The organism is Pseudomonas sp. NPDC087358 (assembly GCF_044900785.1).
GTDB lineage: Bacteria > Pseudomonadota > Gammaproteobacteria > Pseudomonadales > Pseudomonadaceae > Aquipseudomonas.
The window spans coordinates 66,838-84,698 of record NZ_JBJDOA010000017.1 but is presented as its reverse complement, the minus strand read 5'-3'; the positions used below and the strand labels follow the sequence as shown (position 1 = coordinate 84,698).

Genomic DNA, 17,861 nt, shown 5'->3' with positions numbered 1-17,861 from the left:
CGAGGTGTCAGCCAGCCCATGCGTACCTGACACACCGCCACCGCCAGCCAGCCGTGCTGCTACAGGCTCGGTTCCGTCAGCCGGTGCCTGGCAGCCCTGCGCAGGCGGTCGGTGTCCAGGACGCTGATGAAGTCGTGGTCACGGCGAAGGATGCCGCGCCCGGCGAACTGCGCCAGCACCCGGTCAACCACCTCCGGTGTCAGCCCCAGCCCGCGTGGGGACAGCAGGTCCTTGATGGAAACGATGCGCACGGAGCGATCAATCTCGCCATAGCCTTCGGTGAGCAGCAACAGGCGAAACGCAACGCGCTCATCGGTGGGCAGCGAGGTCACCTGTTCAGGCGGTGGAACGCCCAGGCCGAGCTTGCGCCCCAGCAGTTTGCCGAACGAGCGCCAATGTTGCGGGCTGTGCTGCAGCAGGTGGTCGAGTGGCGCCTGGGGCATCTGCAGCAGTATCACCTGATCTTCGGCGTAGACACTGTGCAGGCGCGGGCGGTCGTCGAACAACGAGACTTCGCCGAACCAGTAAGGGCGTGCGCCCTTGGCCGGTGGCACCCATTGCCGTTGCTGCTTGTGGTCATTGAAGCGCAGGGAGCCTGCAAGCAGCGCGTACAAACCGCACGCAGGCTCGCCGCGTTCGAAGATCAGTTTGCCCGGGGTCACCCGACGCTGCCGCATACCCACCAGCAGACTATCCTGCAGTGAAGCGGGTAAATCGTTGAACCATTGATCGTTGTCCAGCCATGAGCGCCATTGCGTTCCATTCGTCACGTGAATCTCCTTTTTCTTGTTGGCGTTTTATTGCAGGCTGAGCCAGCTGACGAGCCCGACCGTGAAAAAATCAGCGGCATGATCCACGCATCAAGGGAGCAATAACAATGAAAACCCTCGTTGAGCACCTGAGCCAATACGCGGCCTACCACCGTGATACACGAAACATTGCCACGCATTTCGTCGGCGTTCCGCTGATCGTGCTGGCCGTGGCCGTGCTGTTGTCGCGACCCGGCTGGAGCAGTTGGTCACTGGGCGAGCTGTGGTTGTCACCGGCCTTGCTGGCAACCGTGGCCGCCACGCTGTTCTACCTGCGCCTGGACCGGCCGTTCGGCGTGGCCATGGGCATCGTGCTGGCGTTGTTCCTCTGGATCGGCGCCCATCTGGCGCAACAGAGCACGCTGGTCTGGCTCGGCTCCGGAGTCGGGCTGTTCGTGATCGGCTGGGTGATCCAGTTCGTCGGGCATTATTACGAAGGGCGCAAACCGGCGTTTGTCGACGACGTCACAGGCCTGATCATCGGCCCGCTGTTCGTGGTCGCGGAAGCGGCTTTTCTGATGGGAATGAGGAAGAAGTTGCAGAGCAACATCGAAGGCAAGGTCGGGCGCACGCACAAGCGTAATTTGAAGAAAGCTGCGGTTTAGCCTGAATCATTCGGCGCCTGCCTAGCGCATCGCGAGCAAGCTCACTCCTACAGAGTTACCGCCACCCTGTAGGAGTGAGCTTGCTCGCGATCAGCGATAATCAGCCCGACTGCGATAGCCGGCCAGACTCACAGGTTTAGTCTCAGGCCGGACCGACGCTTAAATATTCTCAACCTTCTGCCAGACCTTCGGTTTGAAGAACAACGTCTCGCCACGGGCCAGGCCGATCAGGCTGTCGTGATCCTTCACCACTTCCGCTTCGATCAGATCCGGCTGGCCTTCGACCTTCAAAGTCACGCGGGTGGTCGCGCCCAGCGGCCGGATATCACGAACTTCAGCAGCGTGGTGACCTTCAACCTCATGGCGCGACAACGACACTTCATGCGGACGGAACAGCACATGGTTGTCTTCGCCCAGATGCAGACGGTTGGAGTCGCCAAGGAAGTGGTAGACGAAATCGCTCGCCGGATTTTCGTAGACCTCACCCGGCGAGCCGATCTGCTCGATCACGCCCTTGTTCATTACCACGATACGGTCGGCGACCTCCATGGCCTCCTCCTGGTCGTGGGTGACGAACACCGACGTGAGGTTGATGTCTTCGTGCAGGCGCGCCAGCCAGCGGCGCAGCTCCTTGCGCACCTTGGCATCCAGGGCACCAAACGGCTCATCGAGCAGCAGCACCTTGGGCTCTACCGCCAGGGCGCGGGCCAGGGCGATACGCTGACGCTGGCCACCGGACAACTGCTCCGGATAGCGATCCGACAGCCAGTCCAGTTGCACCATGTTCAACAGCTCATGGACCTTGGCAGCGATCTGGGTTTCGGTCGGGCGCACGTTCCTGGGCTTCATGCGCAGGCCGAAGGCGACGTTGTCGAACACCGTCATGTGGCGGAACAGCGCGTAGTGCTGGAATACGAACCCGACATTGCGATCACGCACATCGTGGCCGGAGACGTCCTCGCCATGAAACACGATGCTGCCCTGATCCGGCGTTTCCAGCCCCGCGATGATCCGCAGCAGGGTTGTTTTGCCACAGCCCGAAGGACCCAGCAAAGCCACCAGCTCGCCACTATGGATGTCCAGATTGATGCTGTTGAGGGCCTTGAAGGCGTTGAAGTTCTTGCTGACGTTACGGACTTCGATCGACATGAATTATTCCTCCGCCGCGCTTTTGCGCAGACGGCTAATGCGTGCTTCGCTCCACTGCTTGAGCAGCAGGATGAACAGCGCAAGGATCAATAACAGGCTCGCCACGGCAAAGGCCGCCACGTGGTTGTATTCGTTGTAGAGAATCTCGACATGCAGCGGCAGGGTGTTGGTCACGCCGCGAATGTGGCCAGACACCACCGACACCGCGCCGAACTCGCCCATGGCCCGCGCGGTACACAGCACCACGCCATAGATCAGGCCCCATTTGATATTGGGCACCGTCACGTGCCAGAACATCTGCCAGCCATTTGCGCCCAGCAGCCGCGCGGCTTCCTCTTCCTGAGTGCCCTGTTCCTGCATCAGCGGGATCAGTTCGCGGGCTACAAAGGGTACGGTGACGAAGATGGTCGCCAGCACGATGCCCGGCAGGGCGAAGACGATCTGGATGTCGTGGTCCTGTAACCACGGCCCGAAAAAGCCCTGCGCGCCGAACATCAACACGTAGACCAGACCGGCGATGACCGGCGAGACCGAGAACGGCAGGTCGATCAGGGTCACCAGAAAACTCTTGCCGCGAAACGTGTATTTGCTTACGCACCAGGCCGCGCTGACGCCGAACACCAGGTTCAGTGGCACCGAGATCAGCACGGCGATCACCGTAAGCTTGAGCGCCGACAATGCATCAGGCTCGAAGATCGCGCTGAAAAAAGCCCCCAGGCCCGACTTGAGCCCCTGCGAAACCACGATGAACAAGGGCAACAGCAGGAACAGGAAAAATACCAACCAGCCGAGGCCGATCAGGATGCGCCGCGAAACCGCACTGCCACGACGGGCAGCGTTGGCGGAGGATGCAGCGATGAGCGATGGACCGGACATAGTGCGCCTCCTCAGTTAGGGGTTTCGATGCGCCGCTGCAACAGGTTGATCAGCAGCAACAGGATGAAGGACACCACCAGCATCATCACGCCGATGGCCGTGGCGCCGGTGTAGTCGTACTGGTCGAGCTTGACCATGATCAGCAGCGGCAGGATTTCGGTTTTCATCGGCATGTTGCCGGCGATGAAAATCACCGAGCCGTACTCGCCGACGCCGCGGGCAAACGCCAGGGCAAAACCGGTCAGCCAGGCCGGCAGCAGCGCAGGCACCAGAATGTAACGAAACACCTGGATCGGCCGGGCACCAAGGCAGGCCGCAGCCTCTTCGACTTCACGCGGGATGTCGGCCAGCACCGGCTGCACCGTGCGCACCACGAATGGCAAGGTCACGAAGGTCAGCGCCAGCGTGATGCCCAGCGGCGTGTAGGCGATCTTGAAGCCAAGGTCGGCGGCGAACTGCCCGACCAGACCGGTCGGCGTATACAGCGCCGTCAGGGCGATACCGGCAACGGCGGTAGGCAGCGCGAATGGCAGGTCGATCATCGCGTCGATGATCCTGCGTCCCGGGAAGGTGTAGCGCACCAGCACCCAGGCCAGCAACGTGCCGATCAGGCCGTTGATGATCGCCGCATAGAAGGCGGTGCCGAAGCTCAGTTTCAGGGCCGCCAGCACCCGAGGCGCGGTGACGATGGTCCAGAACTGATCCCAGGTCAGTTGCGCGGCGTGTACGAACATCGCCGCCAGGGGAATCAACACAATCAGACTGAGGTACACCAGGGTGTAACCCAGCGTCAGCCCGAAGCCGGGTATGACGGGGGAGATGCGTCGCGACATAAGTGTCCTTGGTTAACACACGTGACCCGCAAATCAATGCGGGTCTTTTTATTCGGTCAGGGCCTCTGTAGCAGCACGGCTTGCCGGCGATGACGTCCTGGGGAGCGAAACCGCCGGCAAGCCGGAGTGCAACGAAGCGCGTACAGATTACTGCGCCTGATAAATCTGGTCGAACACGCCACCGTCGTTGAAGAACTTAGGCTGTGCCGATTTCCAGCCGCCGAAGTCCTTGTCGATGGTCAGCAGATTCAGTTTCGGGAACTGCTTGTCGTACTTGGCGGCCACTTCGGCGTCGCGCGGACGATAGAAGTTCTTCGCCGCGATTTCCTGGCCTTCCTTGCTGTACAGGTGTTTCAGGTACTCGGTAGCGATTTCGGTGTTGCCCTTTTTCTCGGCATTCTTGTCGACAACGGCAACAGGAGGCTCGGCCAGAATCGACAGCGAAGGTACGACGATGTCGAACTTGTCCGCGCCGCCGTCTTCTTTCAGCGCCAGGAACGCTTCGTTTTCCCACGCCAGAAGCACGTCGCCCTGACCGTTGTTGACGAAGGTGATGGTCGAACCACGAGCACCGGTATCCAGCACCGGCACGTGCTTGAACAGCTCTTTCACGTATTCGTTGGCCTTGGCTTCACTGCCGCCGGTTTTCAGACCGTAGCCGTAGGCGGCCAGGAAGTTCCAGCGTGCACCACCGGAGGTTTTCGGATTGGGCGTGATGACCGAAACGTCTTTCTTGATCAGGTCGCCCCAGTCCTTGATGCCCTTGGGGTTGCCCTTGCGCACCAGGAATACGATGGTCGAGGTGTACGGGGTGCTGGCGTCCGGCAGACGGGTCTGCCAGTTTTCCGGGAGAGTCTTGCCCAGTTTGGCGATTTCGTCGATGTCACCGGCCAGGGCCAGGGTCACGACGTCAGCGCGCAGACCGTCGATCACCGAACGGCCCTGCTTGCCCGACCCGCCGTGGGACTGCTTGATGTCGACCTTGTCACCCGGATGCGACTTCTGCCAGAAGTTGACGAACTCGGCGTTGTAGTCCTGATACAGCTCACGTGTCGGGTCATACGACACGTTGAGCAGCTCGTAATCCTTGGCGACGGCGGAACCGGCAAACACGGCACTGGCAAGTGCAGCCAGCGCGTAACGGCGAATGGACATGTATCAAGCTCCTGGAAATAGTGTGTTGTTGGCTATTTTTCTAGTTTTGGGTATTGCGAATAAGCACCTGTAGCCCTGCGGCTCGGCGGCGGTATCGGTCACGCAGACGCTACCGCCGGCAAGCCGGACTGCTAATGATCGGGATCTTTCAGCCCTGGGTTTTGCCAGGGTTCTGCAAACGGAATTTTTCCTTGCGTTCGATCTGCACCACCTGAGCGTTGTGCACGGTGATTTCCACCGCGCCGAAACGCAGGTCTCGCAACGCGCTTTGAATTTCCCGCAGAATGCTTGCTTCGTCCTGGCCGTCGACGCTACGTAGAGATGCGCTCATGATCGTGCTCCTTGATGGGTTTGCCCGCAGCGGCGCGGATAAAGGCGGCTGCTTGTGGCGTGGGAGCGATATTAGAGAGGGACGGTTATTCTTAAAAATACTATTTAAGAATGCAGATATAACCAAAAAGCATTTGCGGCAACAGGGCGGGCACCCTCCCCTGTAGGACTGAGCTTGCTCGCGATGCATTACGCCCGTTATACCCCCCGTGGCGGGCACGCCGTGATCGCGAGCAAGCTCACTCCTACAGGGTTGGGATCAATCGGAAAAAGCGAAAACCGGCGCGTGCTGCCAGTCGATCTGCTCGGCGGGCATCGGTCGGGCGAACCAGTAGCCCTGTCCCAGTTCACATTGGTTGTGCAGCAGAAAGCGCGCCTGCTCGGCCTGCTCGATGCCTTCAGCCAGCACTCGCATGCCCATCGCCTGCGCCAGCGCGATGATTGCGCGAACGATGGCGATGTCGTCTTCATCGTCGGGTAAGCCGGCAACGAAGCCCTGGTCGATCTTGAGTTTCTGCACAGGCATGCGTTTGAGCCGCAGCAACGATGAATAACCGGTGCCGAAGTCATCGATGGACAGTTTCAGGCCCAACTCGCGCAGACGGTGCATCTGCTCGATGGCTTGCTCGGGGTCGTCCATGACCGCACTTTCCGTGACTTCCAGCTCCAGATATTCGGGGGCTAGCCCTGTCTCACCGAGCACCTTGGCCACCCGACGATCAAGATCGCCACGGCCGAACAGGCGACTGGACACATTGACCGCCACGAATGACAACTCGATCCCGTCGCTGAGCCACTGGCGCGTCTGCCGGCAAGCCTGGGTCAGCACCCAGTTATCGATGTCGGCAATCAGGCCGCTCTGCTCGGCAATGGGTATGAACTCTGCCGGCGAAACCATGCCACGCTGAGGATGCTGCCAGCGTACCAAGGCCTCGACGCCTTCAATGCGCCGGGTCTGCAGGTTATGCACAGGCTGATAGAACACCCGCAGCTCGTCATGGGCGATGGCTCGGCGCAGCTCGCTGGTCAGCTCCACTCGTTGCTGGGCGTGGGCCGTCAGCTCCTGGGTGTAGAGCGCATAACTCTCGCGCCCCTGGCTTTTGGCCTGGAACAGCGCGGCATCGGCGTTGCGCAGCAGTTGTTCGGCACTTAGCGCGTCGTTGGGGAAGAGGCTGATGCCTATGCTTGCCGAGAGAAACAGCGATTGATCGGCGAGTACGAAGGGTTCGCGCAGCCCGTCCAGCACGCTTTGCGCCAGTTCGGCCGCCTGCATCGCCTGCTGCGGGTTTTCGATCAGCAGCGCAAATTCGTCGCCGCCCAGCCTGGCCAGGGTCAAGCCTTTGCCGACCAGCTTCATCAGCCGTTCGCTGACCGCCTTGAGGACCTCGTCGCCAACGTTGTGCCCCAGGCTGTCGTTGATGTGCTTGAAGTGGTCCAGATCGATCAGCAACAGCGCCAGGCTCTGCTTGTTGCGCCGGGCATGGGTTTGCGCCTGCTCGGCACGGTCGGTGAACAGCAACCGGTTGGGCAGGCCGGTCAACGCATCGTAATGCGCCAGGTGAGCCAGCTCGCGCTCGGAATGCTTGATGGTGGTGATGTCGGAAAACACTGCAACGAAGTGAGTGATTACCCCATTGTCGTCCTTGATCGAGCGGATGCTTTGCCACTGCGGATAGATTTCACCGCTTTTGCGCCGGTTCCAGATTTCCCCGCTCCACTGCCCGGCGCTGAGAATGGTCTTGAACATGCGCTCGTAAAAGTCAGGGCCGTGCCGTCCGGACTTGAATTTGCTGGGCGTCAGACCCAGCACTTCGTCCTGCTGATAGCCGGTGATCTCCATGAACGCCCGGTTGACGTGCACGATCAGACCATCGGCGTCGGTCACCAGCACACCTTCCAGGGTGCTGTCGAAGACTGCCGCCGCCAGCCGTAAACGCTGCAGATCCTGATCTTGTCGGGCGCGGGCCTTGAGCCCCATGAATGCGAGCAGCCTGGACCTGGCCAGATAGATGCACCACGCGCTGATCCCCAGCCACGCATAACCACTCATCAGTTGGACGCGGGTCAGTTGAGTCGAATCATCGATCAACCGGGGCAGCACAGCGTCGTTGAATGCCAGCCAGAAAATCGACAGCAGCCCATACAACAGTGCGGTTTTCAACGCATCTCGGGTAATCGCTGACATGGAAAGTAAAAACCTTACTAAAGGACCGGATTATAGAGTAAGAAACATCCTGCGACTCTTATCTAAAACAGCGACTGGTTTTATCTGGTGGCTAAGTGATAATGCGCGCTGCTTCACTCCATCTGCACGATACAACCGAGGGCAACTCAGCCTATGTGGAACAACGGTCTGCTCGACCTGTCCGTCTGGCAATTGGTCGCAGTCACCCTGGCGATGACGCATGTCACCATCGTCAGTGTCACAGTCTATCTTCATCGCTATTCAGCCCATCGTTCGCTGGAACTCAACGCCGGGCTCAAGCACTTTTTCCGTTTCTGGCTGTGGCTGACCACGGCGCAGAATACCCGCGAGTGGACTGCCATCCACCGCAAGCATCACGCCAAATGCGAAACCGTCGATGATCCGCACAGCCCGGTCATCAAAGGCTTGTCCACGGTGTTGCGCAAAGGCGCCGAGCTGTATCGCGCCGAAGCGGAAAACCCCGAGACGCTGCGTATCTATGGCAAGAACTGCCCGGAAGACTGGATCGAGCGCAATCTGTATTCGCGCTATCCGCTGCTGGGCATCGCCATCATGGGCGTGCTCGACCTTGCGCTGTTCGGTGTCATCGGCATCACCGTCTGGGCCATCCAGATGATGTGGATCCCGGTGTGGGCCGCGGGCGTGGTCAACGGTCTTGGCCATGCGGTCGGCTATCGCAACTTCGAGTGCCGCGATGCGGCGACCAATCTGGTGCCATGGGGCATCCTGATCGGCGGCGAAGAGCTGCACAACAACCATCACACCTACCCCAACTCGGCCAAGCTGTCGGTCAAGCGTTGGGAATTCGACATGGGCTGGGCGTGGATAAAAATGTTCTGCTGGCTGCGCCTGGCCAAGGTCCAGCGGGTCGCGCCCATCGCCCATCGGGTCGAAGGCAAGGGCCATCTGGACATGGACACGGCCATGGCGATCCTCAACAACCGTTTTCAGATCATGGCTCAATACCGCAAGTTGGTGATCGCGCCACTGGTGGCGCAAGAGCTGGCCAAGGCCGACGCTTCAGTACGCCATCAGTTCCACCGCGCCAAGCGCCTGCTTTCGCGGGAAACCAGTCTGCTCGATGACAACCATCAGGTGCGCATCCAGACCATGCTCGAGCACAGCCAGGCGCTGAAAGTGATCTACGAGAAGCGCCTGGCGCTGCAGCAGATCTGGGCCAAGACCAGCAGCAACGGGCACGACATGCTGGCCGCCATCAAGGACTGGGTACACGAAGCCGAAGCCAGCGGCATCCAGTCCCTGCGCGACTTCGCCGACCAGCTGAAAACCTACTCGCTACGCCCTCACCACGGCTAATGCCGTTGATCGGCGCACACTCACCCGGGTGTGCGCCTGTCGGAACTTCGTGCCACTACACCTATCTCATTAGCACCTTCGCACTATGCTGTGTGAGATGTTGTGGCTGTGCGCCGCACCTTATTTTTGAGATGCAGTGCCCATGGACAACCAGACTCCCTCGATCCAGATCCCCGCGGCGGCAGAAACCCTGCTGGCGTTGATGCATGCCCAGGCCGAAGTGGCGCGCCTGAGCGAGCGCGAGCAATTGTTCAGTTCGCTGCTGGTCAGTGTGAATGCCGTGTTGTGGGCATTCGACTGGCAGACCCAGCGCATGATCTATGTCAGCCCGGCCTATGAGCGCATTTTCGGCCGCTCGGCCGGGCTGCTGCTGGCAGATTTCGGCGAGTGGCGCGACAGCATCTACCCGGACGACCTGGACTACGCCGAGCGCAGCCTCAGTGAAGTGCTGGAAAAGGGCTCTATCGAAGACCGCGAGTACCGCATCATCCGCGCCGACGGCCAGGTGCGTTGGCTGAGTGACAAGTGCTTCGTCAGCCATCAGGCCGAGCACGGCCAGCGCCTGATCGTGGTCGGTATTGCCGAAGACATCACCGAAAAGAAGCAGCTGGAAGACGAGCTGCAACGTCTGGCCACCACCGACGTCCTCACCCAGAGCAGCAACCGCCGGCATTTCTTCGAATGCGCCCAGCGCGAGTTCGAGCAGGCGCGCCTGCAAGGCACACCTATGGCGTTCCTGTTGCTGGACGTCGACGACTTCAAACTGGTCAACGACACCTACGGCCACCAGGAAGGCGACATCGTGCTGCAGCGCATTGCCGAGTGTGGCCGCAAGACGCTGCGCCGGGGTGATCTGTTCGGCCGTATCGGTGGTGAGGAGTTCGCCGCCGTGTTTCCGGGCTGTGCGCCGGAGATGGCCAAGCAGATCGCCGAACGCCTGCAACGGGAAATCCAGCGCCTGAGCTTTCAACGCGACGATAAAAGCTTCGGCATCACTGCAAGCCAGGGCCTGACCAACCTCGGCACTCAGGACCAGAGCCTGGAAGCTCTGTTCGCCCGCGCCGATGCGGCGATGTATCAGGCCAAGCGCCAAGGCAAGAATCAGATCGTGCTGGTGTGACATAACGGCTGAAGCTGTCCCGCAGCAAACACGCTTCACTGCCGGAGTGAGCTTGCTCACGAAGGAGCCGGTATATCCAACCCCTCTTCTACGACGCTGTATTCAACACCCACCCCTTTAGCAGCCCGGCTTGCCAGCGGTAGATATCTTTCGGGCATTCAGTTCGCCAATGCTCAACCGAACTACGCCACCCACTTGTTGCGCACCCGCTCAAGATCCGACGCATTGACCTTCAACAGCCGCGCTGACTTGCTCTTGGCCAGCGCCTCCAGTGGGTCTTCTTGCCCCAGGCGGCCCATTTGCCCGGCCAGGTTCATCGCCAGCACTTCGCGGGTGTACACCCCGGTGTTGTACTGATAGACCGCAGCGATCAGCTCGCGCAGTTCCAGCGGCAAGCGCCAGCGGGTACGCAACGCCGAGCCGAATGCAGCGGCGTACTGCTCGAGTGCGTGAGCGATGCTGGTCTCATCCAGCGTGCCGCCGGACAACAGCCATTCCTGCAGGCAGCGAATCACCGACAGGTCGCCCAACCCCCTGAGCAAGCCCGCGCAATAGCAGCGCTCGTGATCAAGATCCAGTGTGCGCGCCAGAATCCGCGCATAGCCCGCGGTTCGCCGGGAAACGTCCCAGACTTCACTGGCCTGCAGAATCAACGCCGCATCGGTCAAAATCGCCCCGCGCTTGAGGGCCAGTCCCTGAACCAGATTGGCGCTCTGTGTCGCGCCCAGCGTGGTCAGCGCCTGTACCAGAGTCTGCAGCGGCTTGCCCTGATGCTGCGATGCGCTGTTGGCAGCAGCGATCAACACGGCGGTGACGTGGGGATCTTCGCTCAGCTCGTTTTCCAACAGCTTCAGATCAATGCCCGCCGGGCCTCGACTGCGGGCGATGACGTCCCGAACATCGACATACAAAGGGCCGCCATCGGCCAGTTCGCGACGCTTGTCCAGGAACGCATCCAGCCCCATTCCCGGCGTGAGGGCGGGGACGGTACGGGCGACCTGGTCGCCTTCCTTGAGCAGCAAGACTTCCAGACGGTGGCGCAGGCCTTCAATGTTCAGCGGCTTGGTCAGATAAGCGGTAGGCGCCAATTGCACGGCTTCGCGCACACTGGCGCTGTCGTTGCGATTGCTGAGCAGGATGAAACGCACGGGCGGCTGGCGACGCAGCAATCGCACCCCCCGCAACAGACTGAGCCCGTCAACGCCGGGAAGCTCACGGCAGGCGATCACCAGATCAGGAATAAAACCACGCATCAACTCCACGGCTTGCTTACCGTCCGAGCACACGTCCAGCTGCGCGTCACGACGCACGTCCAGGACCAGCTCGCTGAGCATTTCGCGAGCCCATGGGTCAGCTTCGGCAATCAACACACGAGGAACAGCGGGCGCCTCTACAACGGTCATCATGACTCTCCGGCAGCAGTCTTCGTACCTTAGTCAAAGTGCGCACCCTGAGACAGGGTAAAAGCGAGTTTTCTGACGCCAACAAACGAAAAAACCTGCCGAAGCAGGTCTTTTCCAACGATTTGGTCACAATTTGATCAATTGTGACCTGCCCTTTTCAGGCATCTCGCATCAGGCGATTTCAGCGAAACATTCTTCGATGATCTTCAGGCCCTTGTCCAACTGCTCGTCTGGCGAGGTCAGCGGCACCAGCACGCGCAACACGTTGCCGTAGGTGCCACAGGACAGCAGGATCAGACCCTTGTCACGCGCCTTGGCAACCACTTGCGAGACTGCCGCAGCGTTCGGCTTGTGGGTATCGCCGTCTTCGAAGCATTCAACCGCGATCATTGCGCCCAGCGCACGGACTTCGCCGATTACCGGGTGCTTGGCCTGAATGGCGCGCAGGCCAGTCACCAGACGCTCGCCCACAGCCTTGCAGCGGTCCAGCAGGTGCTCTTCTTCGAACACTTCCATGACCGCGAGGGCCGCGGCGCAAGCGATCGGGCTACCGGCATAGGTGCCGCCCAGGCCGCCAGGTGCGATGGCGTCCATGTACTCGGCCTTGCCGCAAACGCCGGCCAGCGGGAAACCGCCCGCGATGGATTTGGCGAAGGTGGTCAGGTCGGCGCTGACGCCCATCTGTTCCATGGCGAAGAACGTACCGGTACGACCGGCGCCGGTCTGCACTTCGTCAGCGATCAGCAGGATGCCGTGCTTGTCGCACAGTTCACGCAGGCGAATCATGAACGCTTTAGGCGCGACGTAGAAACCACCTTCGCCCTGAACAGGCTCGATGATGATTGCGGCGATGTCTTTAGGCTCGGCGTCGTTCTTGAAAATGCGCTCGATGCTGGCGATGGAATCGTCAACGCTGACGCCGTGCAGCTCGTTCGGGTAGATCGCGCGGAAGATACCGCCTGGCATCAGGCCCATGCCGGCCGAGTACGGCACGACTTTACCGGTCAGACCCAAGGTCATCATGGTACGACCGTGGTAAGCACCGGTGAACGCGATCACGCCAGCACGGCCGGTGGCAGCGCGGGCGATCTTGACGGCGTTTTCCACAGCCTCCGAACCGGTGGTGACCAGCAGGGTTTTCTTGTCGAAATCGCCCGGGACCTTGGCGTTGATTTTTTCGCACAGCTCCACGTACGGCTCGTAGGCCAGTACCTGGAAACAGGTGTGGGTCAGCTTGGTCAGTTGCTCTTGCACGGCAGCAATGATTTTCGGGTGCAGGTGACCGGTGTTGAGCACGGCGATGCCGCCCGCGAAGTCGATGAACTCACGACCTTCGACGTCGGTGACGGTGGCGTTCTTCGCGGACTCGGCGAAGATCGGATGGATCTGACCAACGCCACGTGGAACAGCGGCTTCGCGGCGTTTCATCAAGGATGCGTTTGTTTTGCTCATGGTTTCCTCATTCACCGCTCATCGGGCGGCGTGGTTCAAGGATCAAGCGGCGGGGGTCAACAACGCCAGCATACGATGATCGACTGGCGCGGCCTCCTGGCCACCAAATAGGGTTCGGTGCTGCAAAGACCTGCGCAACGTCGCTCTCGCGCTGCGCAGGCTGTAATGCCGGTGCCTGGTTGTTATCGCGTCAGCTTCAAACCGACAGGCACAGGTATTTGATTTCCAGATAGTCTTCGATGCCGTACTTGGAGCCTTCACGGCCCAGGCCCGAAGCCTTGATGCCGCCGAACGGCGCGACTTCGTTGGAGATCAGGCCGGTGTTGATACCCACCATGCCGTATTCCAGGGCTTCGGCCACGCGGAACACGCGGCTCATGTTCTGCGCATAGAAGTACGACGCCAGACCAAACTCGGTGTCGTTGGCCATGGCGATCACTTCGGCTTCGTCTTTGAAGCGGAACAGAGGCGCCAGCGGACCGAAAGTCTCTTCCTTGGCCACGGCTGCGTTTTTCGGCACGTTGACCAGAATAGTCGGTTCGAAGAAGTTGCCTTCCATGCTGTTGCCGCCGCTCAGTACTTTCGCACCCTTGGCAAGCGCATCGGCAATATGCTCCTTGACCTTGGCCACGGCTTTTTCGTCGATCAGGGGACCTGTGGTGGTGCCTTCGGTCATGCCGTCGCCGACCTTGAGCTTGGCAACCGCTGCCTGGAGCTTCTCGGCGAACGCGTCGTACACCGAATCCTGGACGTAGATGCGGTTGGCGCAGACGCAGGTCTGACCGTTGTTGCGGTACTTGGAGATGATCGCGCCTTCGACGGCCTTGTCCAGGTCAGCGTCGTCGAACACGATGAACGGTGCGTTACCGCCCAGCTCCAGCGAGACTTTCTTGATGTCGTGGGCACATTCGGCCATCAGCTGGCGACCGATTTCGGTGGAGCCGGTGAAGGACAGTTTGCGCACGATCGGGTTGCTGGTCAGCTCGCTGCCGATGTCGCCAGCGCTGCCGGTCACCACGCTGAAAACACCCGCCGGGATACCCGCGCGCTCGGCCAGTTCAGCCAGCGCCAGTGCGGAGTAAGGGGTTTGCGATGCGGGCTTGAGCACCATGGTGCAACCGGCGGCCAGCGCAGGGCCGGCTTTACGGGTGATCATCGCGGCCGGGAAGTTCCACGGGGTGATCGCGGCAGTGACACCGATGGGCTGCTTCAGAACGATCAGGCGTTTGTCTGGCTGATGGCCAGGAATCACGTCACCGTAGATGCGCTTGGCTTCTTCAGAGAACCACTCGATGAAGGAAGCGGCGTAAGCGATTTCGCCCTTGGCTTCGGCCAGCGGCTTGCCCTGCTCCAGGGTCATCAGGCGACCCAGGTCGTCCTGGTTTTCGATCATCAGTTCGAACCAGCGACGCAGCTTGCCGCCGCGTTCCTTGGCGGTCAGCGCGCGCCAGGCCGGCAGGGCCTTGTCAGCGGCTTCGATGGCACGACGGGTTTCGGCAGCGCCCATTTTCGGCACGGTGCCCAGGATTTCGTTGTTCGAAGGGTTGTTGACCTTGATGGTCTGGCCGTTATCGGCATCGGCCCAGGCGCCATTGATGTACGCCTGTTGGCGGAACAACTTCGAATCTTTGAGCTGCATGTCGGCCTCCTAAACAGCACCGCACAAGGCGGAGCGAATTTTATTGATTGTTCAAAGGCGCCTCTGGTGAGGCTGCCGTCAGGAAAACATTCGCCGGGCACTGCACGCAAGGTGTGCAGAAAGTGCAGATGGCCGGGCGGTAGCGTTTGAAATCTCAAACGAATCCTAGGATCAACGACACCAAAGGACAATAGGGTGTTCGAAAAAAAGAACAAAAGGCCAAATATGCGCTGAAGTTCCAGATCGGCGGGCGGCACCGGGAGCCAAAACGGCAGGCTCGTTTGCTACGCCCGCCGGTATTGAAAGCCGTGCCGCCTGATCTCAAGGCGCTGTGGGTCAATGCCACTGCGCAGCGGGGAAGAAGCGCTCGACCAGCGCCTGATGCCCAACCCGCTCGGCGTAGGCCTTGCGGTCGAAGGGAGCGCCTGTGCGCAGGTCGTGAATGATCTCGGCGTCTGGCTTGTCCACTTCGCGCAGCCTTACCTTGATGAAACGATAACCGGCGCCGCGCACGTCGCGAACCGACTCTATGCGCAAGAAGCGTCCAGGGGTGAACAGCACCTCGGCCTCCGTCGACATCATCGACATCGGCCCGATGGGTACGCCGCTGTGGAGGCCCTTGCCGACCAGCTCATACACCACCGAGGAATCGTCGAAGACATGCACATGATCCAGGCCACGCATCTGTTTGGGCGCGACGAAGTCACGCAGCGCGTAGGGGTTCTCGGTGAACGAAGTGATGTCAGTGGTGACCAGCACATCGCCCGGGCTCAGCAGCGCGCTTCGAAAATGCGCCCCGCCAGTCCCGCGCTGGGCACTGCCGCCACGCCACAAACGCACAGCACCACTGGCGGGCAGTTGCTCAAGCGAATCGAACAGACCCTTGAGGTAGTCGATCAAATCGCCGTCGCCGGCCTTGCCGTGACGAAACAGGCTGTTGGCCTGGGTCATTTCATTGGTGTAGGCGAGCACAAGGTCGTTATGAAATTCGTCGTTGTGGGTCCAGCTGAACCAGGGTTTGCCATCCTTCAACAGGTGGCGATGCTGCAGCGGGCCGCAGACCAGTGGATTGTCGGCCGACGGGCTCGGCAGTCCGGCCTTTGAGAGGATCCGACGCTGACGCTCAAGCAATGTCTGGGACATTTGCGCCGACAGCTCGGCATTCTCCTGCATGTACGTGTCCCAGAACCCCGACGCGACTTGCTCCAGTGCGCCCGACATCGACTCGGCAGGCGGCGGGGCATCGAACCATCTCCAGCCGGAGGCGCTTGTCACACGCAGTCGGTAATCGGGCAGGAAGGCAAACGGATCGTCGTCATCCACGGCCAGCCAACCGCCGGCTTCAGGGCTGTGACGAACACGCAGCGTCAGGTCGTGCATCTCGATCCAGGTGCTGCCGTCAGCGTCGACGCTGACACCGTTGAGCACACCCGGCGTTGTGCAGGGTTGGGGAACAATACGGTTGCCATTCAGGCTTGCCAGTTCGTCGCTCTGGCGCTCGACCGCCTGCAAGATCGCCGAGCCCGCGAGTCGCTCGTGGGGTGGGGCATGGAAGCGCAGGGCTTTGGCGCCCAATCCCACATCGATGATGGAAAACACCGCAGCGACCATATCGGCAATTGTCGAAAGAATCGCCTCGGTACGTTCGAAGACCGAACGGGCCCGCACGGTCGCGGCGATATCAAGCGACAGGCTCGCGACAGACGCACCCAGCATGACCAACCCCAACGGCCACGCCAGCACCGAAAAGCCGCTGAAGACGCTGAGAAAGGCACCCAGATAACCACGCCAGAGCGACTTGCGCAGGTCCGCGTTGCTGACCGCCAGTGCGTGACTGACCGTCAGGTCTGCCTGCGCCCAACTGCGCATCTCGGCAAACAGCCCGGCACTGACCTTGCGACCTGTGCCGAACGGCCATGCTGGCGCCTCCGGTGGCCCGATGCGATCTGCCAGCTCGTCGAAAACCCGTTGCCGCTCGGCCGCGCCCGACCGTTGGCTGACCCGGTACAACGCGTCGAATGCCTGCGGCGAGCGAAGCTGCTGGCTGAGCCAGTGCGCCAGGTCTCCCTGATTGGCGAAAGCCCGAGGCAGCCAATCGGTGCCTGGACAATAAAGCACCGTTCGTCCATCGCTGGCGCGCAGGGTCAACAGGTGCCCGCCGCCAGCCACCAGGTAATGCCTGACATCAAACGCATCACTGGTCGTGACGCTTTGCAGCGAAGCCAGGCTCATCTTCCCCTGACCCACCCCGAACCAGGCGCGCAAGCGCCGACGATCGACTTCGTTGAGCGCGCCCTGGCTGACACCGTCATCGACCATTGCGATCAAACGCAGCTTGGCCAACAGCGTGAAATCCTCACCGTGCTGGTCCCAGAAACGCGCTGTGTGCTGGCTGACGATGGACGGGAAATCCAGCGTCCAGAAATCCCCCATCACCTTGCCCGTATCGAGCCGGACCTCATTCTGTTCGCCGTACTCGCCCGCGCCGTCACCCTGGCTATAAAAGCCGCTGTAGACCGGCAATGCATCAGGCGCCAGCTGAAAACCATCACTGAAGCGGTGAACAAGCAGCTGAGTGAAGGTCATCGACTGACGCGGCGGCCCGACATGACGCCAACCGCTAAAGCTCGGCGCACTGACCGCCTGGTCGAAGACATTCCACCAGACCCGATCCGGATCCATGCGCTTGCCGGTGTGCTGCAACAGGTAATCACCCGCCGCCCTGTGCGCCAGCCGATACAGATCCGGCCATGCAGCCAGGTAAGCTCGCGCCTTGTCCATCACGGCCCGAGCATCTGCCAACGAATTCAGGCTGCGCTCAAAGTGTTCGAGGTCGACCGCCATCTTGAAAGTCCTTTAGATGAAAGACCTTCACGTAAGCAGCCCGCCCGCCGTGCCAAGCGGTATATAGATATGGCGCGGTTCCGGTCACGGTGGCGTAATCTAACAGCGACGGCACAGACCCGA

14 protein-coding genes are annotated in these 17,861 nt (G+C 60.8%); 3 read left to right on the top strand and 11 right to left on the bottom strand.

The annotated features are described in order from the left end of the window. Positions 1 to 59: 59 nt before the first annotated feature. Positions 60 to 770, bottom strand: a complete 711-nt coding sequence (locus ACI2KS_RS27100; protein WP_404624102.1) for a Crp/Fnr family transcriptional regulator — start codon at positions 768 to 770, stop codon at positions 60 to 62. Positions 771 to 877: 107 nt separating this feature from the next. Between ACI2KS_RS27100 and ACI2KS_RS27095 the strand changes: the two genes are divergently transcribed. Beyond that, positions 878 to 1,414 carry a DUF962 domain-containing protein gene (locus tag ACI2KS_RS27095; RefSeq protein WP_404624101.1) on the top strand — a complete coding sequence of 179 codons (537 nt, stop codon included), beginning with the start codon at positions 878 to 880 and terminating at the stop codon, positions 1,412 to 1,414. 159 nt (positions 1,415 to 1,573) lie between these two features. On the opposite strand, the gene ACI2KS_RS27090 is transcribed toward ACI2KS_RS27095, so the two are convergent. The 6 genes from ACI2KS_RS27090 to dibA all read right to left on the bottom strand — a co-directional run bounded on the left by ACI2KS_RS27090 (position 1,574) and on the right by dibA (position 7,942). Next, on the bottom strand, positions 1,574 to 2,563 hold the full coding sequence (locus ACI2KS_RS27090; RefSeq protein ID WP_404624100.1) for a sulfate/molybdate ABC transporter ATP-binding protein: 990 nt from the start codon (positions 2,561 to 2,563) through the stop codon (positions 1,574 to 1,576). Between the two features lie 3 nt (positions 2,564 to 2,566). Next, the gene (gene cysW, locus ACI2KS_RS27085; RefSeq protein ID WP_404624099.1) at positions 2,567 to 3,439 is read right to left on the bottom strand and encodes a sulfate ABC transporter permease subunit CysW; all 873 of its coding nucleotides are present in this window, start codon (positions 3,437 to 3,439) and stop codon (positions 2,567 to 2,569) included. 11 nt (positions 3,440 to 3,450) lie between these two features. Further along, on the bottom strand, positions 3,451 to 4,272 hold the full coding sequence (gene cysT / locus ACI2KS_RS27080; protein WP_404624098.1) for a sulfate ABC transporter permease subunit CysT: 822 nt from the start codon (positions 4,270 to 4,272) through the stop codon (positions 3,451 to 3,453). A gap of 147 nt (positions 4,273 to 4,419) precedes the next feature. Then, on the bottom strand, positions 4,420 to 5,427 hold the full coding sequence (locus ACI2KS_RS27075) for a sulfate ABC transporter substrate-binding protein (protein ID WP_404624097.1): 1,008 nt from the start codon (positions 5,425 to 5,427) through the stop codon (positions 4,420 to 4,422). Between the two features lie 148 nt (positions 5,428 to 5,575). After that, positions 5,576 to 5,758 carry a sulfur starvation response protein OscA gene (gene oscA, locus ACI2KS_RS27070; protein ID WP_404624096.1) on the bottom strand — a complete coding sequence of 61 codons (183 nt, stop codon included), beginning with the start codon at positions 5,756 to 5,758 and terminating at the stop codon, positions 5,576 to 5,578. Positions 5,759 to 6,016: 258 nt separating this feature from the next. Beyond that, on the bottom strand, positions 6,017 to 7,942 hold the full coding sequence (gene dibA / locus ACI2KS_RS27065; RefSeq protein WP_404624095.1) for a phosphodiesterase DibA: 1,926 nt from the start codon (positions 7,940 to 7,942) through the stop codon (positions 6,017 to 6,019). Positions 7,943 to 8,095: 153 nt separating this feature from the next. Between dibA and desA the strand changes: the two genes are divergently transcribed. Together desA and ACI2KS_RS27055 are read left to right on the top strand one after the other, a co-directional pair. Further along, positions 8,096 to 9,280, top strand: a complete 1,185-nt coding sequence (gene desA / locus ACI2KS_RS27060; protein ID WP_404624094.1) for a delta-9 fatty acid desaturase DesA — start codon at positions 8,096 to 8,098, stop codon at positions 9,278 to 9,280. A 142-nt stretch (positions 9,281 to 9,422) separates the two neighbouring features. Beyond that, positions 9,423 to 10,400: a GGDEF domain-containing protein gene (locus tag ACI2KS_RS27055; RefSeq protein WP_404624093.1), complete on the top strand. Its 978-nt coding sequence runs from the start codon at positions 9,423 to 9,425 to the stop codon at positions 10,398 to 10,400. Positions 10,401 to 10,582: 182 nt separating this feature from the next. Here the strand turns inward: ACI2KS_RS27055 and ACI2KS_RS27050 are convergent, their stop codons facing one another. From ACI2KS_RS27050 to ACI2KS_RS27035, 4 genes are all read right to left on the bottom strand, one after another. After that, on the bottom strand, positions 10,583 to 11,803 hold the full coding sequence (locus ACI2KS_RS27050; protein ID WP_404624145.1) for an HDOD domain-containing protein: 1,221 nt from the start codon (positions 11,801 to 11,803) through the stop codon (positions 10,583 to 10,585). A 171-nt stretch (positions 11,804 to 11,974) separates the two neighbouring features. Next, on the bottom strand, positions 11,975 to 13,255 hold the full coding sequence (gene gabT / locus ACI2KS_RS27045) for a 4-aminobutyrate--2-oxoglutarate transaminase (RefSeq protein ID WP_404624092.1): 1,281 nt from the start codon (positions 13,253 to 13,255) through the stop codon (positions 11,975 to 11,977). Between the two features lie 196 nt (positions 13,256 to 13,451). Continuing rightward, the gene (gabD, locus tag ACI2KS_RS27040) at positions 13,452 to 14,894 is read right to left on the bottom strand and encodes an NADP-dependent succinate-semialdehyde dehydrogenase (protein WP_404624091.1); all 1,443 of its coding nucleotides are present in this window, start codon (positions 14,892 to 14,894) and stop codon (positions 13,452 to 13,454) included. A gap of 336 nt (positions 14,895 to 15,230) precedes the next feature. Further along, positions 15,231 to 17,738, bottom strand: a complete 2,508-nt coding sequence (locus ACI2KS_RS27035; RefSeq protein ID WP_404624090.1) for a dermonecrotic toxin domain-containing protein — start codon at positions 17,736 to 17,738, stop codon at positions 15,231 to 15,233. Positions 17,739 to 17,861 lie beyond the last annotated feature (123 nt).

What these genes read in the sequence shown, in the direction of transcription:
- ACI2KS_RS27095 (WP_404624101.1), top strand. Translation starts at nt 878, where the DNA reads ATGAAAACCCTCGTTGAGCACCTGAGCCAATACGCGGCCTACCACCGT.
- ACI2KS_RS27090 (WP_404624100.1), bottom strand. Translation starts at nt 2,563, where the DNA reads ATGTCGATCGAAGTCCGTAACGTCAGCAAGAACTTCAACGCCTTCAAG.
- cysW (WP_404624099.1), bottom strand. Translation starts at nt 3,439, where the DNA reads ATGTCCGGTCCATCGCTCATCGCTGCATCCTCCGCCAACGCTGCCCGT.
- cysT (WP_404624098.1), bottom strand. Translation starts at nt 4,272, where the DNA reads ATGTCGCGACGCATCTCCCCCGTCATACCCGGCTTCGGGCTGACGCTG.
- ACI2KS_RS27075 (WP_404624097.1), bottom strand. Translation starts at nt 5,427, where the DNA reads ATGTCCATTCGCCGTTACGCGCTGGCTGCACTTGCCAGTGCCGTGTTT.
- oscA (WP_404624096.1), bottom strand. Translation starts at nt 5,758, where the DNA reads ATGAGCGCATCTCTACGTAGCGTCGACGGCCAGGACGAAGCAAGCATT.
- dibA (WP_404624095.1), bottom strand. Translation starts at nt 7,942, where the DNA reads ATGTCAGCGATTACCCGAGATGCGTTGAAAACCGCACTGTTGTATGGG.
- desA (WP_404624094.1), top strand. Translation starts at nt 8,096, where the DNA reads ATGTGGAACAACGGTCTGCTCGACCTGTCCGTCTGGCAATTGGTCGCA.
- ACI2KS_RS27055 (WP_404624093.1), top strand. Translation starts at nt 9,423, where the DNA reads ATGGACAACCAGACTCCCTCGATCCAGATCCCCGCGGCGGCAGAAACC.
- ACI2KS_RS27050 (WP_404624145.1), bottom strand. Translation starts at nt 11,803, where the DNA reads ATGACCGTTGTAGAGGCGCCCGCTGTTCCTCGTGTGTTGATTGCCGAA.
- gabT (WP_404624092.1), bottom strand. Translation starts at nt 13,255, where the DNA reads ATGAGCAAAACAAACGCATCCTTGATGAAACGCCGCGAAGCCGCTGTT.
- gabD (WP_404624091.1), bottom strand. Translation starts at nt 14,894, where the DNA reads ATGCAGCTCAAAGATTCGAAGTTGTTCCGCCAACAGGCGTACATCAAT.
- ACI2KS_RS27035 (WP_404624090.1), bottom strand. Translation starts at nt 17,738, where the DNA reads ATGGCGGTCGACCTCGAACACTTTGAGCGCAGCCTGAATTCGTTGGCA.